This window comes from Pseudomonas ulcerans, from assembly GCF_036324125.1.
Taxonomy (GTDB): Bacteria; Pseudomonadota; Gammaproteobacteria; order Pseudomonadales; family Pseudomonadaceae; genus Aquipseudomonas; species Aquipseudomonas ulcerans.
On the sequence record NZ_JAZDQN010000002.1, the window covers coordinates 253,077 to 271,987 of the forward strand.

Genomic DNA, 18,911 nt, shown 5'->3' on the forward strand with positions numbered 1-18,911 from the left:
GAGCAGGTACCTGATGATTCAGTGCAAAAGCATCTTCAAGCCCCACAACGCCCCCATCCCCACCGCCAGGGTCAGCACGGTGTTGCGGGTCTTCCAGGCCACCACGGCGGCGAGAAGAGCTGCCGGGATCTGCGGGTTGCCCAGCACGAAATCACCATGCCCCTCCGGATACACCACTGCCGGCAAGACCAGCGCCGCCAGCACGCTGGCCGGCACGTAGGCCAGCGCCCGGCTCACCAGCGGCGGCACCCTCAGGTTGCCGTAAAGCTCGATGAACGACAGGCGCAGGGCAAAGGTACCCAGCCCCACCACGAGGAACAGGCACCACAGGGCGAGATCGCTCATTGGCTTTCTCCTTCAGCCTGGTAGGTCGGTTCTGACGGCTTCCTGCGCAGGCCTTCCGCCGTTACCCCGGCAATGACCCCGCCGATCGATGCCGTGACCAGGCCGAGGTTGTAGGGCAGGTCCACCGCCGCCACGGCAATCCCGCCACCGACGATGGCCGCGACCAAGGCCGGCAGATTGCGTATTCCCGGCACCAGCAGGGCGAGGAATGACAGCGGGATGGCAAAGCCCAGCGACCAGCTTTCCGGAATGCTGCCCCCGAGAAACACCCCGGCCAGTACCGACAGGTTCCACGCCAGCCACATCGTTACCGCTGTCCCTGCATAGTACTGGGGGGCGAAGCGTCCCAGTTCTCCGGATGACATCCTCAAGGCGCAGAGCGCATAGGACTGGTCGGACAGCATGTAGGACATCGGCCAGGTCCAGCGCCGTGGCCGTTGGTGCAGGTGGGGCGCCAGCGAGGCGCTGTACATGATGAAGCGCAGGTTGATGATCAGCGCCGTAACCACGATCGCCACCGGCAGTACGCCGCTGTGGATAAGTTGCAGGGCAACCATCTGCGCCGAGCCGGAATAGAACAGCAGGGTCATGCCGATGGCCATGGTCGGGGTCATGCCCATCTTGATCGCCATCACGCCGGTCACCAGGCCGAAGGGGATGACGCCAGGGGTCAGCGGCAGCAAGGCACGAACGCCCTGAGCAAAGGCGGCACGGCCGGAGGAAAAAGGCATGTCGCCTCCTGGTTCTTGGTTTTGTATGACAGACGCATCCGTCCGCATCGTGGGATAAAGTGTAGGGCTTGGGTGCCGTCGCCCTGAATCGACTTTTTTTCCGGAAAACCAGGCAGTTTTTGTTATGGCTAAAAGCTCATCGCCCGATCAGTCGCTGATCGCCATGCCGTCGTTCAAGGCCATGCGCTCATTCGTGGCGGCGGCCAAGTACCGTAACTTCACCCGGGCCGCCGAGGCGCTGTGCGTGACCCAGGCGGCGATCAGCCGGCAGATCCGCGACCTGGAGCTGTACCTGGGCACCGAACTCTTCACCCGCACGGGGCGCGAAGTCACCCTCACGGCGGCCGGCGCGACGCTGTTCGATGCGGCGCAGTTGTCCTTGCTGAACATCTTCCAGGCCACCGAGCGGATTCGCCGGGAGAAGAGCGACAAGCGCAGCCTGACCCTGTGCTGTTCGCCAGCCTTTTCCGGCTTGTGGCTGGCGCGACGGATGAAGGACTTCTTCAGCGCCAACCCCGACCTCGATGTGAATGTCATCACCACCCAGCATTTCCTCGCCATGGAGCCGGGGATCGAGCCGGATATCTTCATCACCAAGATCTTCGAGCCCCGTCCCGGCTACCGGCAGATTCCGTTGTTCCACGAGGTCATCTACCCGGTGTGCTCGCCGGGATACCTGCAGGAGAACCCGGGGCTGGACAGTCTCGAAGGCCTGCATCGCGGCGTGCTGCTGGACCTCAACCCCTATGGTCGCTCGCAGTTGTCGGAGCAGGTCGACTGGGATGTGTGGTTCGCGCTGCAGTCCCACGGCGCATCCCTGCCTTTGAACGAGACGCCGCAGCGCTTCAGCAGCAACGACTTCGTCCTGTTGATGCAAATGGCCCTGGACGGGCAGGGCCTGGCCTTGGGCTGGGAACACCTGGTCGGCGACCTGCTGCGGGAAGGGCGCCTGGTGCGACCGGTCAGCGATGAACTGGTGTTCGCGGAAACCGTGCATTACCTGATCTGCAAGGAGGAAGTGGCGGACGACCCGGCCTGTCGTCGTCTGAAGGACTGGTTGATCGCCCAGTTTCGCTAGGCGGTACGGACAGAAAACGCAGGATACGGCCAGATCGCGCGGGGATTTTTCCCTCGCGGCGTTTTGTAATATTCAGTCACAGAGCCCTGAAGATAGTAGCCGCCTCACTTCGCTCAAAGAGGCTACGCCGTGCTGCTCCGTGTTCTGTTCTCCCTGTCTGCCCTCAGCCTGTCCATCGCCGCCCATGCCGCCGAGACCTACGAACTCGACACACCGCGCCTGGCCGGTATCGACAACTTCCGCGATCTCGCCGGGACCACCACGGCCTACACCACCGCCAACGACGGCACCATGCGTTCGGGTGTGTTCTACCGCTCCAACGCCCTGACGCCGCGAGGCACCGACCTGGCGGTGCTGAACAGCCTGGGCATCAGCAACGTCTACGACCTGCGCACGCCGAGCGAGATCGCCGCGACCCCGGACACCCTGCCGACCGGCGCCGTCTACCAGAACATCGACATCATTGGCAGCACCACCTCAGGTTCCAACATCACCAATATCTCCTTCACCAGCGCCGCCCAGGCCGTGGCGATGATGGAAGAGACCAACCGCGCCTTCGTCAGCGATAGCGGCATGCGCAGCCAGTTCAGCGTGCTGTTCAACGAGCTGGCCGCCGCCGATGGCGCCGCGCTGTTCCACTGCACCGCCGGCAAGGACCGCACCGGCTGGACCGCCGCCGTGTTGCTGAGCATCGCCGGTGTCGACAGCGCCACCATCATGCAGAACTACCTGGCCACCAACGACTACACCGCCACCCGTGTCGCTGCGACCCTGGCCGCGATGCCGGCGAGCATGGCGGCGATCTACGCGCCGTTGCTCGGCGTGCAGGCCAGCTACCTGCAGGCCGGCCTGGATGAAGTCACCGCCGAATACGGCAGCATGGACAACTACCTCAAGGAAGGCCTGGGGTTGTCCCAGGAAACGATCTATGTGCTGCGCGGCAAGATGGTGTTCTACAACAGCCTGCCGGGCACCGCCGGCCTTGAGGGCAATTCGGCGGCCGGTGCGCAGTTGCTCTCGCAGTTGCAGAACAGCAGCCTGTCCGGCGACTACACGGCGTACAACTACTACCTGCAATCGGCCATCGACGCCGGCAGCCTGGGCGGCGTCGAAGCCCGCGTCGGCGGTCAGGTGCATGCCGATGCCGCCAGCTACCTGCTGCGCCAGGGCGCGCTGCTGGACAAGGCTGGTGCTCCGTTCGCCAGCGGCACCGACCTGAAGATCGGCCAGTACCGCCTGTGGACTACTGCGCTGGCGGGCTACCAGGGCAACGACGGCTCGTCCCGCGCGGCGAGCAGCAACGAGCACACCCAGGGCATGATGGTCGGCCTGACCCAGCGTTTCAGCGAACAGCTCAGCGCCCACGCCGGCATCGGCTACAGCCGTGGCAACGTCGGTGCGGCCGGTGGTGAGGTGGATACCGACCTGACCTTCATCAAGGGTGGCGCTCGCTTCGCCTTCGAGACGCTGGAGCGTGGCCTTTACCTTGATGCCGGTGTGAATGGCGGCCGTCTCGACTACGACAGCAAGCGTGAACTCGGTGGCGGCCTCGGCAGCGCGAAGGGCGAGACCGACGGCTCGCTGGTCGGTGCGAGCCTGGCCCTGGGGTATCGCCTGCCGTTGTCTGGCGTGACCCTGGAGCCGAGCCTGGGCGTGCGGGTCAGCCGTGTCGATCTGGATGGCTTCCAGGAAAAGGGCAGCGAGCTGGCGCTGAAGGTGGACGGGATCAAGGAAACCCGTCGCAGTGCGGTCGCCAATCTCAAGGCATCTTTCGCGCCGCGGGCGCTGGGCGCGGGCTGGCAACTGACGCCGGCGGTCGAGGTTGGTTACGAGCATGGGTTGGGCGACAACAAGGTCGACAGCCAGGGCCACCTGCTGGGGCTGGATATCGAGCAGCGTGCGGCCTTCGATGGGCGCGACCAGTTCAATGGTGCGTTCAGCCTGAATGCAGGCCTGGGGGACTTCAGCGTGGGAGCGGAGGTCGGGGTGATCGGTGGCGGTGACAGCCATGGTGTCAGCGGCAACCTCAAGGCCAGCTATCAGTTTTGATGCTATTGGGGCCGCTTTGCGGCCCTTCGCGACGGTTCGGCGCCCCGACGAGCTCGCTCCCACGGGAATGTGAGCTGTGGGAGTTTGCTTGCTCACGAAGGGCTGCAAAGCAGCCCCAAGTTCAATGCCCCCTACGCAGCTCCGCCGGACTGATGCCGTAGGCACTCTGGAAGTACTGACAGAACCGCCCGACATTGCTGAAGCCCAGGGCCAGGGCAATTTCGCTGATGGATTGCGAGGTGCCCTGCTTGAGCACGTCGTAGGCTCGTTGCAGGCGCACCTGGCGTTGGTAGCTGACGATGGAGGTTCCGACGAAACGGCGGAAACCATCCTGCAGGGCGCGCAGGCTGACATTGCTCAGCCCGGCCAGTTCGCTGCCGCTGACCAGGGCGTCCGGGTGCTCGTGGAGGTATTCCACGGCCAGCTTCACATGGCGCGGAGCGATCACTTTCTGAGGGCGTTTCAGCGCCTCGCTGTAGTTGTGCGGCCAGACCTCCAGCACCGAATCCACCAGCATTTCCTGAAGGCGGCTGGGCATCAGCGAGCTGGCGGTCATCAACTGGTCGAATTCGTTGCCGGTGGCCATGCCGACGATGGCCTTGATGCCCTGGAAGGTGTCCGAAGCGAGGTCGACCATGGGACGGAAACGAATGGGCTGGAGGATCGGCTTGCCCAGCAGGAGTGACAGACGGCGGGCGAACACCGAGCGGCGGATCGACATGCCGTACTGCGAATGGCCATCGATGAAGCTCACTGACTTGACCGAGGTCTTTTCCACGGCAAGGCCGATCTGCGGGGTGCCGATGATCTCGCTGGAATGGCTGAAGACGATGCGTCCGGCGGTGGGGAAGACGAAGGTGATCTCGTCCTCGGCGTCGGGCAGGCCGGTAAGCAGGTCGCCACGGAAACTCAGGTTGCGAAAGCTCACGCCGTCGTAGCGGCCGTAGACCCCGGCGATGGCCACCTGGCGATCGGGGCGCGGCATGCCGGCGTAGAGGTTGCCGAACATGCGCGTGAACAGCGCGCCGAAATCGTCGGTGCTCATGTTGTCGGAGCGGATCATGAAGGACTGGCGGGGGCTGGCTGGGTCCAGATTCATTGTTGGTCTTCGAGGGGATTCTGGGGAAAAGCAGGATAGGGGAGGGTGGTTACAGCCTGATGATGGCGCACCATATGTCCCTGTGGGAGCTGGCTTGCCAGCGATGGACCGCGCTAGCGGTCCCGAGACCTGCCGCTCCGGGGGGCTGGATGAACACGATCAAACAGTCTCTGTGAATCCCGATCTTCATCTCGTCATCGTATGTCTTGGCTGTCTTAAGAATCCCCGAGCTAGAGCTATCGACTTAAGCACAGGCCCAGTACATCGACATACCTGAATAAATCAAACGCCCCACAGCGTTCGCCCAAACCGTTGACACTCCTTCCATCCCTTGTTAATAATTCGGCATGTTGTACGACAACACACAACAAAAATTAAAAACAGTGAACCTGCCCATGTCGACATCACCTTCGTTCCACCAGCACGTCTCCCATCTCCCGATTTCCCCGGCCAGCCCATTCGGCTCGCCGTGTATCTCCGTGGGCATCTGACCCACCGCGAACTCCAGGTTTCACCCCAAGCCACCCGCCCTATGCCGCAGGCCGCCCACGCGCGCCCGGTGGACGGACTGCCACACCCTCAGGGAGCACAACAATAATGAAAATCCGCCACACCCTTCCTTTCACCCTGATCGGCACCGGCCTGCTCGCCAGCCTGCCAGGCACCAGCACTGCCGCCGGTTTCATCGATGACTCGAAGGCCACCCTCGGCCTGCGCAACTTCTACATCAACCGCAACTTCACCAACCCTGCCAACCCGCAGAGCAAGGCCGAGGAGTGGACCCAGAGCTTCATCCTCGATGCCCGCTCCGGGTTTACCGAGGGCACGGTGGGGTTCGGTGCCGATGTGCTGGGGTTGTGGTCGGTCAAGCTGGATGGCGGTGGCGGCACCTATGGCACGGCACTGCTGCCGCGGCATGACGACGGTCGCCCGGCCGATGACTACGGGCGCCTGGCGGTGGCGGGGAAGATGCGCATTTCCAAGACCGAGCTGAAGGTCGGTGAGTGGATGCCGGTGCTGCCGATCCTGCGCTCGGACGACGGTCGCTCGCTGCCGCAGACTTTCCGCGGCGGCCAGGTCACTTCCAACGAGATTGCCGGGCTGACGCTGTACGGCGGCCAGTTCCGCGGCAACAGCCCGCGCAACGACGCGAGCATGGAAGACATGAGCTACGGCGCCGGGGTGTCGGACCGCTTCAACTTCGTCGGCGGCGAATACAAGTTCAACCAGGACCGCACCCTGTTCGGCCTGTGGAACGCAGTGCTCAAGGATGTCTACGAGCAGCAGTACCTGCAGGTCAGCCATCTGCAGCCGCTGGGCGACTGGACCCTCGGTGCCAACCTCGGCTACTTCCATGGCGACGATGATGGCGCCGCCCGCGCCGGCAAGCTCGACAACAAGACCTGGTCGGGCATGTTCTCCGCCAAGTACGGCAGCAGCACCTTCTACCTGGGCCTGCAGCGCGTCGACGGCAACACCTGGATGCGGGTCAACGGCACCAGCGGCGGCACTCTGGCCAACGACAGCTACAACTCCAGCTTCGACAATGCCGAGGAACGTTCCTGGCAGGTGCGTCACGACTTCAACTTCGCCGGTGTCGGCGTACCCGGCCTGACCCTGATGAACCGCTACATCAGCGGCCAGGACGTGCACGTCGGCGCCATCACCGACGGCAAGGAATGGGTGCGCGAATCCGAACTGGCCTATGTGATCCAGAGCGGCACCTTCAAGAACCTGAGCATCCGCTGGCGCAACTCCAGCATCCGTCGCGACTACAGCAACAACGAATTCGACGAGAACCGCCTGATCTTCAACTACCCGCTATCGCTGCTGTAACACCGCACTCGGCGGCGAGGTCGCGCATCGGCCTCGCCGCCGAGTGGGTTTTACGTTGACAAGCGCGGGAATCGCTGTCGATAATCGGTTTAGTCGTACGACAACCTACAACAATCAATAACAAGACAGAGCCGGCCATGACCACAACTCCGTTCAATCGCCTGCTGCTCACCGGAGCCGCAGGCGGCCTGGGCAAGATCCTCCGCGAGCGCCTGCAAGGCTTTACCGAGGTTCTGCGCCTGTCCGATATCAGTCCCATGGCCCCCGCTGCCGGCCCCCACGAAGAAGTCGTGACCTGCGATCTCGCCGACAAGGCCGCGGTGCATGCCCTGGTGGAAGGCGTCGACGCCATCCTCCACTTCGGCGGCGTGTCCACCGAGCATTCCTTCGAAGACATCCTCGGCCCCAACATCTGCGGCGTGTTCCACATCTACGAGGCGGCACGCAAGCACGGGGTCAAGCGCATCATCTTCGCCAGCTCCAACCACACCATCGGCTTCTATCGTCAGGATGAGCGCATCGACGCCCGTTCGCCGCGCCGTCCGGACAGCTACTACGGCCTGTCCAAGTGCTACGGCGAGGACGTTGCCAGTTTCTACTTCGACCGCTACGGCATCGAGACCGTGAGCATCCGCATCGGCTCGTCTTTCGACCAGCCACAGAACCCGCGCATGCTCTGCACCTGGCTGAGCTACGACGACCTGACCCAGCTGATCCAGCGCGGCCTGACCACCGCCAACGTCGGCCACACCATCGTCTACGGCACCTCCGACAACCGCACCGTATGGTGGGACAACCGCTACGCCGAGCACCTGGGCTACGTGCCCAAGGACAGCTCCGAGGTGTTCCGCGCGCAAGTGGAGGCCCAGCCGGCGCTGGCCGCCGACGATCCTTCGATGGTCTACCAGGGCGGCGCCTTCGTCGCGGCCGGCCCCTTCAACTGATCCCCGCGCGCCAGGAGGCCTGCCCATGAATTGCGAACTGATCGTCGACGCCCGCAACGCGACCGGCGAAAGCCCGGTGTGGCACGCCGGCGAACAGGCCCTGTACTGGGCCGATATCCCGGCGCGCCAGTTGCATCGCTGGCGTGCGGCGGATGGCGCGCACCAGGTCTGGCAGGGCGATGAAATGCTGGCCTGCATCGCCCGCTCCGGCGACGGCTGGGTGGCGGGCATGGAAAGCGGGATCTTCCAGGTGACCGCCACGGCCGATGGCCGTCTCGACAGCCGCCTGCTCAGCCCGGTGACCCATGCCCGTGACGGCATGCGCTTCAACGATGGCCGTTGCGACCGCCAGGGTCGTTTCTGGGCCGGCACCATGGTCATGGACATGCAGCAAGGCGTGCCGGCCGGCGCGCTGTACCGGCATGACGGCGAAGGCCGCCTGCACCGTCAGCTCGACGGCATGCTGGTGCCCAATGGCCTGGCGTTCAGCCCCGATGGCAGGCTGATGTACCTCTCCGATTCGCACCCGAGCGTGCAGACGGTGTGGGTCTTCGACTATGACACCGACACTGGCACGCCGCGCAACCAGCGGGTCTTCGTCGATATGCACGACCATCCCGGCCGCCCCGATGGCGCCGCCATCGACCAGGACGGTTGCTACTGGATCTGCGGCAACGATGCCGGCCTGATCCACCGTTTCACCCCGGACGGTCGCCTTGATCGCTCGCTGGAAGTGCCGGTGAAGAAACCGGCCATGTGCGCTTTCGGTGGCGCCAACCTCGACACCCTGTTCGTCACCTCGATCCGCCCCGGGGGCGTCGACCTCTCCGACCAGCCCCTGGCCGGCGGTGTGTTCGCCCTGGACCCTGGCACCAAAGGCCTGGAGGAACCCGCCGCTCGCTACTGACCGCTGCACCGCACAACCTGCCGTCATACAAGCCAAACCGGATAACAACAAAACACGGAGCTTCACCATGACCTTCAAACGCAAGCTGCTTCTTGCCGCACTTCCTTTCGTCTTTTCCGCGTCCGCTTTTGCCCTGGACATCAAGTTCGCCGACGTGCATCCGGCCGGCTACCCGACCGTGGTCGCCGAGCAGAACATGGGCAAGAAGCTTGAAGAGGCCAGCAACGGCGAAATCAAGTTCAAGATGTTCGCCGGTGGCGTGCTCGGCTCCGAAAAGGAGGTGATCGAGCAGGCGCAGATCGGCGCGGTACAGATGGCCCGGGTCAGCCTGGGGATCGTCGGCCCGGTGGTACCGGACGTGAACGTGTTCAACATGCCGTTCGTGTTCCGCGACCATGAGCACATGCGCAAGGTCATCGACGGCGAGATCGGCCAGGAAATCCTCGACAAGATCACCAACTCCGAATTCAACCTGGTCGCCCTGGCCTGGATGGATGGCGGCACCCGCAGCCTCTACACCAAGAAGCCGGTGCGCTCGCTGGAAGACCTCAAGGGCATGAAGATCCGCGTGCAGGGCAACCCGCTGTTCATCGACATGATGAACGCCATGGGTGGCAACGGCATCGCCATGGACACCGGCGAGATCTTCAGCGCCCTGCAGACCGGCGTGATAGACGGCGCCGAGAACAATCCGCCGACCCTGCTCGAACACAACCACTTCCAGAACGCCAAGTACTTCACCCTCACCAGCCATCTGATCCTGCCGGAGCCGGTAGTGATGTCGAAGACCACCTGGAACAAGCTGACCCCGGACCAGCAGGCCCTGGTGAAGAAGGTCGCCCGCGAGGCGCAGTTCGAGGAGCGCGCGCTGTGGGACGCCAAGTCGGCCGCCAGCGAAGAGAAGCTCAAGGCTGCCGGGGTCGAGTTCATCGTCGTCGACAAGAAGCCGTTCTATGACGCGACCGCCCCGGTGCGCGAGAAGTACGGCGCGCAATACGCCGACCTGATGAAGCGCATCGACGCCGTCGAGTAATCCCTTTTCCACATCGACCCCGCCGTGCGGCCAGTGCCGCACGGCTGCCTTGGTGATGCTTATGAAATCGCTCTTCCTGCGCGTGAACGACACGCTTTACCGCGGCTGCATCTGGGTGGCGGGCCTGTCGGTCCTGGCCATGACCCTGATCATCCCCTGGGGCATCTTCGCCCGCTACATCCTCGGCACCGGCTCCAGTTGGCCGGAGCCGGTGGCGATCCTGCTGATGGTGGTGTTCACCTTCGTCGGCGCCGCCGCGAGCTATCGCGCCGGGGCGCACATGGCGGTGTCGATGGCGACCGATCGCCTGCCGCCGCCGCTGCGCGCCGGGGTGTCGGTGCTGGTGCAGGTGCTGATGATCCTGGTCTGCCTGTTCATGACCTGGTACGGCGCCAAGCTGTGCATCACCACCTGGAACCAGTTTCTCGCCTCGCTGCCCGGCGTGCGCGTGGGCATGACCTACGCGCCGATTCCCATCGGCGGCCTGCTGACCCTGAGCTTCGTGCTGGAAAAACTCATGCTGGGCGACCAGAGCCACCGCAAGGTGGTGCGCTTCGACCTGGTGGAAGAAAACGAAGGAGCTGCATAAATGGATGCCTTCATTCTGTTGGGCAGCTTCATCCTGCTCATCCTTATCGGCATGCCGGTGGCCTATGCCCTGGGCCTGGCGGCGCTGATCGGCGCCTGGTGGATCGACATCCCGCTGCAGGCGATGATGATCCAGGTCGCCAGCGGCGTGAACAAGTTCTCCCTGCTGGCCATTCCGTTCTTCGTCCTGGCCGGCGCGATCATGGCCGAGGGCGGCATGTCGCGGCGCCTGGTGGCGTTCGCCGGGGTGCTGGTGGGCTTCGTCCGTGGCGGGCTGTCGCTGGTCAACATCATGGCCTCGACCTTCTTCGGCGCGATCTCCGGCTCGTCGGTGGCCGACACCGCGTCGGTGGGTTCCGTGCTGATTCCCGAGATGGAGCGCAAGGGTTATCCCCGCGAGTTCTCCACCGCGGTGACCGTCAGTGGTTCGGTACAGGCCCTGCTGACCCCGCCCAGCCACAACTCGGTGCTCTACTCGTTGGCAGCCGGCGGTACGGTGTCCATCGCTTCGCTGTTCATGGCTGGAGTCATGCCCGGGTTGCTGCTCAGCGCCGTGATGATGGGCCTGTGCCTGATCTTCGCGAAGAAGCGCAACTACCCCAAGGGCGAGGTGATTCCGCTGCGCCAGGCGCTGAAGATTGCCGGCGAGGCACTCTGGGGCCTGATGGCCATGGTCATCATCCTCGGCGGCATCCTCTCGGGCGTGTTCACCGCGACCGAGTCGGCGGCGGTGGCGGTGGTCTGGTCGTTCTTCGTGACCATGTTCATCTACCGCGACTACAAGTGGCGCGACCTGCCCAAGCTGATGCACCGCACCGTGCGGACCATCTCCATCGTAATGATCCTGATCGGCTTCGCGGCGAGCTTCGGCTATGTCATGACCCTGATGCAGATCCCGTCGAAGATCACCACGGCGTTCCTGACCCTGTCGGATAACCGCTACGTGATCCTGATGTGCATCAACTTCATGTTGCTGCTGCTGGGCACGGTGATGGACATGGCGCCGCTGATCCTGATCCTCACGCCGATCCTGTTGCCGGTGATCAACGGCATCGGCGTCGACCCGGTGCACTTCGGCATGATCATGCTGGTGAACCTGGGCATCGGCCTGATCACGCCACCGGTGGGGGCAGTGCTGTTCGTCGGCTCGGCCATCGGCAAGGTGTCGATCGAGTCCACGGTGAAGGCGCTGCTGCCGTTCTACCTGGCGCTGTTCATGGTGCTGATGGCGGTGACCTACATTCCTGCAATCTCTCTCTGGCTGCCTAGCGTCGTGCTGTAAGCCTGGGGCCGCTTTGCGGCCCTTCGCGAGCAAGCTCGCTCCCACAGGTGCCGCGATGCCTCCGTGGGAGCGAGCTTGCTCGCGAAGGGCTGCAAAGCAGCCCCAACAACCGCCGAGCCTTTCGCACATGGATCCTGCACATGGCTGTTCCCGCTCCCTTTCCCCGCAAGCTGGCGATCGCGCTTCTCGCGCTGCTGGCCTGTTCCTTCGCCGGCAACCATATCGCCGCCCGCTTTGCCTTCGATGACGGTACCGGGGTGTTGCTGGCGATTCTCTGTCGCTCCGGCATCACCTTGCTGGTACTGGCCGGGTTGCTGGCCTGGCAACGCCAGCCGCTGGCACTGCCGGCCGGAACCCTGCGCTGGCAACTGCTGCTCGGCTTGCTGATCGCCACCCAGAGCCTTTGCTTGTATTCGGCCGTGGCGCGGATTCCGGTGGCGCTGGCCTTGCTGGTGGGCAATACCTTTCCGATGCTGCTGGCGCTGTTGAGCTGGGCCTTGGGCGGGCCGCGTCCCACGGGCCGCACGGTGCTGTTCATGGGCCTGATTCTCTGCGGGCTGGTGCTGGCCCTGGATGTCCCGGCGCGCCTGGCCGACAGCAGCTCGGCCAATCCGCACTGGACCCTCGGCGTCAGCCTGGCCTTTTGCGCCGCGTGCGCATTCGCCTGCGCGCTGTGGATCACCGATCACAAGCTGGCCGCCCTGCGTGGACCGGTGCGCAGCCTGCTGACCCTGGTCATCGTTTTCTCCAGCATGCTGCTCGCTGGCATGAGTGGGGTGATGCCGGCCGGCTTGTCGGCGCCCGGCAGCGGCACCGGCTGGTTGGCGCTGGCGAGCCTGGTGGTGCTCTACGGTGTGGCCTTCACGCTGCTGTTCGTCTGCGTGCCAAGGCTGAACATGGCGCAGAACGCACCGGTGATGAATATCGAACCCATCGCCACCTTGCTGCTGGGCTGGGCCTTGCTCGACCAGCACCTGAGTGGCCTGCAACTGCTCGGCGGCGCGGTGGTGGTGGCGGGCATCGTCCTGCTTACCTGGCGCAGGAGCGGCTGAGACCTTTATCCACAGGAGCCTTCGATGGCCTTATCCGAGTTGTATCTGCAAGACCGCCTGACCCGCCTGAGTATCGCCCCCGAGCTGGGCGGCAGCCTGGTCAACTGGGAGGTGAGGGCGACCGGGGAGGCGCTGCTGCGTCATGCCGACGAAGAGGCCAAGGCGGCGGGAACGCCGCGGCGGCTGGGCTGCTATCCATTGCTGCCTTGGTCCAACCGCATCGCTGGCGGCGGCTTCGAGCGTCCCGATGGCTGGCAGACGCTGGCACCGAATACCGATCACGACCCTTACCCGATCCACGGCAGTGCCTGGCAACAGGCCTGGCAGGTCGATCATCACAGCGAGCGGCGGGTGCGCCTGACCCTCGACAGCGAATGGCCGTTCGCCTATCAGGCGACGCTGGATATTCATCTGCACGAGGGCTGCCTGAACCTGGATCTGCATGTGACCCATCTGGACGAGAAGGCCAACTGGTATGGGTTGGGACTGCACCCGTACTTTCCCCGCTATCCGCAGACCCGCTTGCGGGCGGCGGCGCGTCGGGTGTGGCTGGCGGAGGAGGGTAGGCTGCCGTCTTACGAGGCTGAGATTCCCGGGGACTGGCATTTCCCGGAGCTTGCTGCGTTGCCTGAGCGACAGGTGGATCATGCGTTCAGTGGCTGGGCGGGCGATTGTGTGATCGAGCAGCCGGGTTATCGGTTGGAGTGCCAGGCCACGGGAGCGGATTACTTCCTGTTGTTCTGTCCGCAGGACAAGCCGTTCTTCTGCGTCGAGCCGGTGAGCCATCCGGTCAATGCCCATCACTTGCCGGGGCGGCCGGGGTTGCGCTTGCTAGAGCAGGGCGAGGAGGCGAGCCTGGGATTCAGGTTGCAATACCAGCCAGTTTGACGCTTCCACACATAAAAAAGGGCCGCGATTGCGGCACTTGTCTTTTGCGGATGTCAGGCGATGGCCTGGTTGCTTGCGCTGGTAGTTGCCGGGTGCGGAATAGGAGTTGCAGTCACTTCCTTCGCCACCTTCCATACCAGCAGCGCGGCAACGATATCGAACGCCGCCAGCACCACGAACAGCGGGCTGTAGCCGATCTGGGTGACCAGGATGCCGAACGCCAGGGTGAACACCGTTGCCCCGAGGTAGCCGCACATCCCGCCCATGCCGGTGGCGGTGGCGACCTGGTCACGGGTGAACGAGTCGGAGGTGATCGAGTACAGCGCGCCGGACAGGGTCTGGTGGGCGAAGCCGCCGATGCACAGGAGCAGGATCGCGGTGTACGGGCTTTCCACCAGGCCGATGCAGGCCGGGCCGATCATGCAGCTGGCGCCGAACACCAGGACCATCTTGCGCGAGGTGAACAGCGACACCTTGAAGTAGCGGTGGAACCACGGGCTCAGGTAGCCGCCGAGCACGCAGCCGATATCCGCGGCGAGGAACGGCAGCCAGGCGAACATCGCGACTTCCTTGATGTTCATGTGCCGCTCGGTCATCAGGTACAGCGGGATCCAGGCGTTGAAGGTCTGCCAGGCCGGTTCCGAGAGGATGCGCGCGGAGGCGATGGCGTAGAAGTTGCGGGTCTTGAAAATCTTTTTCCAGGCGCCGGGCTCGCGCTTTTCCTGTTTGAAGTGGGCTTCCTGGCCGGAGAGGATGTGCTCGCGCTCTTCGTCGCTCAGGCGTTTCTGGTCCCGTGGGTGCTTGTAGAGCAGCATCCACAGCAGGGTCCAGATGATCCCGGCGACGCCGACCAGGACAAAGGCCAGTTGCCAGCCACTGTGCAGGATCGCCCAGACCACCAGCGGCGGGGCGAGCAGGGCGCCGAACGACGAACCGATATTGAACCAGCCGATCGCCACCGAACGTTCCTTGGCCGGGAACCACTCGGTGGTGGCCTTGACCCCGGCGGGCAGGCCGGCGGCTTCGGTCATGCCCAGCAGCCCGCGCATGAACGCCATGCTTTGCCAGCCGCTTGCCAGGGCAGCGCCGGCGCAGGCGGCGGACCAGGCCAGGGCGAACACGGCGAAGCCGAGCTTGGTGCCGATAAAGTCGATCAGCCAGCCGGCGATCGGCTGCATCAGCGCATAGCAGAACTGCCAGGCGGCGACGATCTTGGCGTATTCAGCGGTGGAGATGGAGAGGTCGGTCATCAGGGTGGGGGCAGCCACCGAGAGGGTGTTGCGAGCGAGGTAGTTGACGACGAGACCAGCCGTGACAAGGCTGACCATCCACCAACGGATGCCTTTTATTTTCATGGTTCACCTGGAGTTATTTTTAGCGGTGCGGTGTTGTCTCGGTGCTGGCATGGCTAATTGAGACAAATTGTTTCCACGAAAAGGATGTCACGTTGTGTGTCGTCGTACAACATTATTTGCAGGATATTACCTTGATTCTGGCGTTGTTCTGACGGGTGATGGGTATGTTGTACGATGTCGTGGCGAGCGCCAGCAGGCCTGGCTGATGTGAAATCGGCCAGGTTCTGGTCGTGGAGGGCTAGTTGATCGAGAGCGGGGCAATCCCCAGCAGCAACGTACGGGTCTGCTCACAGACCATCTCGATGACCTGCTCGAAGCGCTCGCCCGCGAAGTCCTGCCAGCCGAGGGCAGCCAGGGTTACGCCTGGGGTCAGGTGGAACGGCAGCAGTTGGCCGTGCAGCGTGATTGCCCGCAAGGTGCTGGCCTGGTCGACCTCCGTCTGGCCGCGCAAACGGGCAACCAGTGTGCAAGTCACCGCAAGCAGGCGTTGGCCGACCACGGCGTGCATCTGCTGCTCGCCATCTCCTGGGCCCAGGCCTGCCTGTTCGCGGGCGTAGAACTTGCGCCATCCGGCGGTCTCCGGCGAACGCAGCATGAGCTGGGCAATGCTGCGGTGAAGCGCACAGAACGCTTCGATCAGGGTTTCCCGATCAGCACCGCCTGCAACGGTCGCTTCTGCCTGCTCGATGGCCGGGCTCAACGCTTCGCTGACGCGCTGGGTCATGTACTCCACGCAGGCCAGGTAAAGCCCGTGCTTGTTGCGAAAGTAGTAGTTCAGCGCTGGCGCATTCAGGCCCGCACGCTCGGCGATATCACGCGTGGACGCGCCTTCGAATCCCTGTTCGCCAAAGCGCTCCAGGGCCACGGCCAGCAGGCGGGCGCTGCTTTCGTCACCGCATTGGTAGCCACTGCTGCTGTCCTGGCGTCGTCGCGTCGTCGCTTTCACATCAATCCCCTGTCGGCTGCATGCGGCCGATTATGCCCAAGCGACCCTGAAAATTATACCGATTGACACAATTCTTACGGTCGTAATAAATATAACGAATGTAATAAATCAACCTGCGAGCCCTCTACGCCATGACCGTGCTGCAATCTCCTGATGTATCGATCTCGAATCCCGAACGCGTTGCCCCCGGCAAACGCAGGCTCCGGCTTGCCGCGCTGGTCCTGGTTGTCGGCGCCGCCATTGGCTATGGGATTCACTGGTGGACGGTGACGCGCTTCATCGTCGAAACGGACAACGCCTACTTGCAGGCGGACAGCGTCGCGGCATCGCCCCGGGTGGGCGGCACCGTGGTCCAGATACTCGTCGAGGACAACCAGCACATCGAAGCTGGCCAGCCCCTGGTACGCCTCGATGACCGACGCTACCGCGCCGAATACGATCAGCAGTCGGCGCTGATCGTTGCGCGTCGTGCCGAGATCGCCAACGGTGAGGCCCAACTGGCGGAGCGCAGGGCCGCAGTGACCCAGGCCCAGGCGCGACTGAAGGGCGAGCAAGCCAATGTCGTGTACAGCGATGGCCAGGTCCGTCGCTATGAACCACTGGTGAACAGCGGTGCCGAGCCTCGGGAGCGCCTGGAGGAGTTGCGCAACGCTGCGAAGCAGGCGCAGAGCGCCCAGGCCGCCCAAGCCGCGGCAGTGGAAGTGGCGCAGCGGCAGTTGACCACCTTGCAGGCATCGATCAGCCAGGCACGTGCGCAGTTGTCCTCCGCCGAGGCCGCTGCCGCCAAGGCACAACTCGATGTCGAGGACAGCCTGGTCTGCAGCGCGGTGGCCGGCCGGGTCGGCGATCGCGGTGTGCGGGTCGGGCAGTACGTGCAGGCCGGTTCGCGGTTGATGACCGTGGTACCGGTAGAGCAGGCGTACATCACGGCCAACTTCAAGGAGACCCAGCTAGACCGTCTTTTGCCGGGGCAGAAGGTTCAGATCCATGTCGATGCCTATCCCCAGTCCAAGGTGACCGGGCGCCTGGAAAGCCTGGCCCCCGGGACCGGAGCGCAATTCGCCTTGCTGCCACCGGATAACGCAACGGGAAACTTCACCAAGATCGTCCAGCGCGTGCCGGTGCGCATTCGCCTGCTTGAGTCGAGCCTGCCGCCGGGAACCCTGGTGCCTGGCCTGTCGGTGCATGTCGAGGTCGATACCCGTGGCTGAATCCACACTTCCTCCGATCGCACCGCGCAACGCCAGCCGCGCGGACTGGGTCGCGGTCTGCGCCGGTGCGCTCGGCGCGTTCATGGCGACGCTGGATATTTCCATCACCAACTCGGCCTTGCCGCAGATCCAGGGACAGGTGGGTGCCAGCGGTAGCGAGGGGACGTGGATATCCACTGCCTACCTCATGGCCGAGATCGTCATGATTCCGCTCACCGCCTGGCTGACCCGGGTCTTTGGCTTGCGCACCTTCCTGATCGGCAACTCGCTGCTGTTCGTGTTCTTCTCCATGATTTGCGGCTTCGCCGACAACATGACCGAGATGATCATCGGTCGCCTTGGCCAGGGCTTCGCCGGTGGCGCGATGATCCCCACCGCGCATGTGCTGGTGGCGACCCGCTTGCCCCGGCACCAGATGCCGATCGGCATCACCGTCTTTGGTCTCACCGTGCTGCTTGGTCCGTTGCTGGGGCCGGTGATCGGCGGCTGGCTGACCGAGAACCTCGACTGGCGCTGGTGTTTCTTCCTCAACCTGCCGGTGTGCGTGGTGCTGGTGGTGATGCTGGCTGTCGGGCTGCCGTCCTCGCGCCCGGAGTGGTCGCGTTTTTTCAAGGCGGACTGGCTGGGCATCGCGGGCCTGACCCTGGCGCTCAGCGCGTTGACGGTGGCGCTGGAGGAGGGCCAGCGCGAGCGCTGGTTCGAATCGTCGCTGATCGTCACCTTGAGCCTGGCGACGCTGGTGGGAGCGGTGCTTCTGGGGATCGCCCAGGTCACCGCGCGCGAGCCGGTCGTGCGCTTGCGCTTGTTGGCCAACCGGCATTACGCGGCGGTAATCGTCATCGTCTTCCTGGTGGGGGCCGGCTTGTACGGCGTCGCTTACCTGCTGCCGCAGTTTCTTGCCGGGGTGGCGGGCTATAACGCCCAGCAATCCGGCTCGGTGATGTTGATGTCAGGCCTGCCGGCTTTCCTGGTAGTGCCCTTGTTGCCACGCTTGCTCGCCCGCTATGACGCCCGCTGGCTGGTGGTGGTCGGCATCGTCACCCTGTCGCTGAGTTGCTGGCTGGCCACCGGTATCACCTCGCGGAGCGCAGGGCATGACTTCATCTACTCGCAGTTGCTGCTTGGGGTGGGGCAATTGCTGGCAATGATGCCGCTGAACCAGCTTTCCATGAGCTCGGTGCCGCAGGAGCAGGCGGGCGATGCCGCAGGGTTGTTCAACATGGCCCGGAATCTTGGTGGCTCGATAGGCCTGGCCCTGTTCGGCACCTTTCTCGACAGGCGTACCGCGTTCCACGATGACACCTTGCGTGAGTCGGTCACGGCGGCGTCGGAGACTGGACAGGCACATATCGATTCGTTGCAGGCGTTGTTCTTCAGCCAGCACCTGGACGCTGTTACCGCCCACCTTCAGGCCATGAGCCAGTTTGCCGAGCAGATTCGCCTGCAGGCGGTGGTTTTGACCTACATCGATACCTTCCAGGTACTGGCGCTGACGTTGTTGCTCTGCGTACCGCTGACCCTTCTGCTTCGCAAGGCGCTGCCCGGCGCCCCTGTCACAGGACATTGA

At 64.0% G+C, this 18,911-nt stretch carries 17 protein-coding genes; 12 read left to right on the forward strand and 5 right to left on the reverse strand.

Translation table 11 applies throughout. The features are described from left to right. Positions 1-18: 18 nt before the first annotated feature. Both V0R59_RS03120 and V0R59_RS03125 read right to left on the reverse strand, forming a co-directional pair. Positions 19-345 carry an AzlD domain-containing protein gene (locus tag V0R59_RS03120; protein ID WP_330073099.1) on the reverse strand — a complete coding sequence of 109 codons (327 nt, stop codon included), beginning with the start codon at positions 343-345 and terminating at the stop codon, positions 19-21. After that, positions 342-1,076 (reverse strand): AzlC family ABC transporter permease, encoded by a 735-nt coding sequence (locus V0R59_RS03125; RefSeq protein ID WP_330073098.1) that lies wholly within the window; start codon positions 1,074-1,076, stop codon positions 342-344. Before V0R59_RS03125 ends, V0R59_RS03120 begins: the two co-directional genes overlap by 4 nt. Positions 1,077-1,200: 124 nt before the next feature. On the opposite strand from V0R59_RS03125, the gene V0R59_RS03130 reads away from it, so the two are divergent. Together V0R59_RS03130 and V0R59_RS03135 are read left to right on the forward strand one after the other, a co-directional pair. Then, complete coding sequence (locus V0R59_RS03130; RefSeq protein WP_330073097.1) at positions 1,201-2,154, forward strand: LysR substrate-binding domain-containing protein; 954 nt, start codon at positions 1,201-1,203, stop codon at positions 2,152-2,154. A gap of 129 nt (positions 2,155-2,283) precedes the next feature. Continuing rightward, positions 2,284-4,203, forward strand: a complete 1,920-nt coding sequence (locus V0R59_RS03135; RefSeq protein WP_330073096.1) for a tyrosine-protein phosphatase — start codon at positions 2,284-2,286, stop codon at positions 4,201-4,203. Positions 4,204-4,324: 121 nt separating this feature from the next. On the opposite strand, the gene V0R59_RS03140 is transcribed toward V0R59_RS03135, so the two are convergent. After that, positions 4,325-5,302: a helix-turn-helix domain-containing protein gene (locus V0R59_RS03140; protein WP_330073095.1), complete on the reverse strand. Its 978-nt coding sequence runs from the start codon at positions 5,300-5,302 to the stop codon at positions 4,325-4,327. Positions 5,303-5,899: 597 nt separating this feature from the next. Between V0R59_RS03140 and V0R59_RS03145 the strand changes: the two genes are divergently transcribed. The 8 genes from V0R59_RS03145 (at position 5,900) to V0R59_RS03180 (ending at position 13,832) form a co-directional block, all read left to right on the forward strand. Next, on the forward strand, positions 5,900-7,138 hold the full coding sequence (locus V0R59_RS03145) for an OprD family porin (protein ID WP_330073094.1): 1,239 nt from the start codon (positions 5,900-5,902) through the stop codon (positions 7,136-7,138). Between the two features lie 137 nt (positions 7,139-7,275). Continuing rightward, on the forward strand, positions 7,276-8,082 hold the full coding sequence (locus V0R59_RS03150) for an NAD-dependent epimerase/dehydratase family protein (RefSeq protein WP_330073093.1): 807 nt from the start codon (positions 7,276-7,278) through the stop codon (positions 8,080-8,082). A gap of 25 nt (positions 8,083-8,107) precedes the next feature. Continuing rightward, positions 8,108-8,989: a glucurono-1,5-lactonase gene (locus V0R59_RS03155; protein WP_330073092.1), complete on the forward strand. Its 882-nt coding sequence runs from the start codon at positions 8,108-8,110 to the stop codon at positions 8,987-8,989. 67 nt (positions 8,990-9,056) lie between these two features. After that, complete coding sequence (locus V0R59_RS03160; RefSeq protein WP_330073091.1) at positions 9,057-10,022, forward strand: TRAP transporter substrate-binding protein; 966 nt, start codon at positions 9,057-9,059, stop codon at positions 10,020-10,022. A 61-nt stretch (positions 10,023-10,083) separates the two neighbouring features. Continuing rightward, positions 10,084-10,611 carry a TRAP transporter small permease gene (locus V0R59_RS03165; RefSeq protein WP_330073090.1) on the forward strand — a complete coding sequence of 176 codons (528 nt, stop codon included), beginning with the start codon at positions 10,084-10,086 and terminating at the stop codon, positions 10,609-10,611. Continuing rightward, positions 10,612-11,892: a TRAP transporter large permease gene (locus V0R59_RS03170; RefSeq protein WP_075803555.1), complete on the forward strand. Its 1,281-nt coding sequence runs from the start codon at positions 10,612-10,614 to the stop codon at positions 11,890-11,892. A gap of 140 nt (positions 11,893-12,032) precedes the next feature. Beyond that, entirely contained in the window at positions 12,033-12,944 is a 912-nt protein-coding gene (locus V0R59_RS03175; RefSeq protein WP_330073089.1) for a DMT family transporter, read from the forward strand. Positions 12,945-12,968: 24 nt separating this feature from the next. Continuing rightward, positions 12,969-13,832, forward strand: a complete 864-nt coding sequence (locus V0R59_RS03180; RefSeq protein WP_330073088.1) for an aldose 1-epimerase — start codon at positions 12,969-12,971, stop codon at positions 13,830-13,832. Positions 13,833-13,885: 53 nt separating this feature from the next. Here the strand turns inward: V0R59_RS03180 and V0R59_RS03185 are convergent, their stop codons facing one another. Next, positions 13,886-15,187, reverse strand: coding sequence for an MFS transporter (locus V0R59_RS03185; RefSeq protein WP_330073087.1), 1,302 nt, complete (start codon positions 15,185-15,187; stop codon positions 13,886-13,888). A 238-nt stretch (positions 15,188-15,425) separates the two neighbouring features. Beyond that, positions 15,426-16,133 (reverse strand): CerR family C-terminal domain-containing protein, encoded by a 708-nt coding sequence (locus tag V0R59_RS03190; RefSeq protein WP_330073086.1) that lies wholly within the window; start codon positions 16,131-16,133, stop codon positions 15,426-15,428. Positions 16,134-16,264: 131 nt separating this feature from the next. Between V0R59_RS03190 and V0R59_RS03195 the strand changes: the two genes are divergently transcribed. Beyond that, positions 16,265-17,344: an HlyD family secretion protein gene (locus tag V0R59_RS03195; RefSeq protein WP_330073085.1), complete on the forward strand. Its 1,080-nt coding sequence runs from the start codon at positions 16,265-16,267 to the stop codon at positions 17,342-17,344. Next, entirely contained in the window at positions 17,337-18,911 is a 1,575-nt protein-coding gene (locus V0R59_RS03200) for a DHA2 family efflux MFS transporter permease subunit (protein ID WP_330073084.1), read from the forward strand. The genes V0R59_RS03195 and V0R59_RS03200 overlap by 8 nt, the downstream gene beginning before the upstream one ends.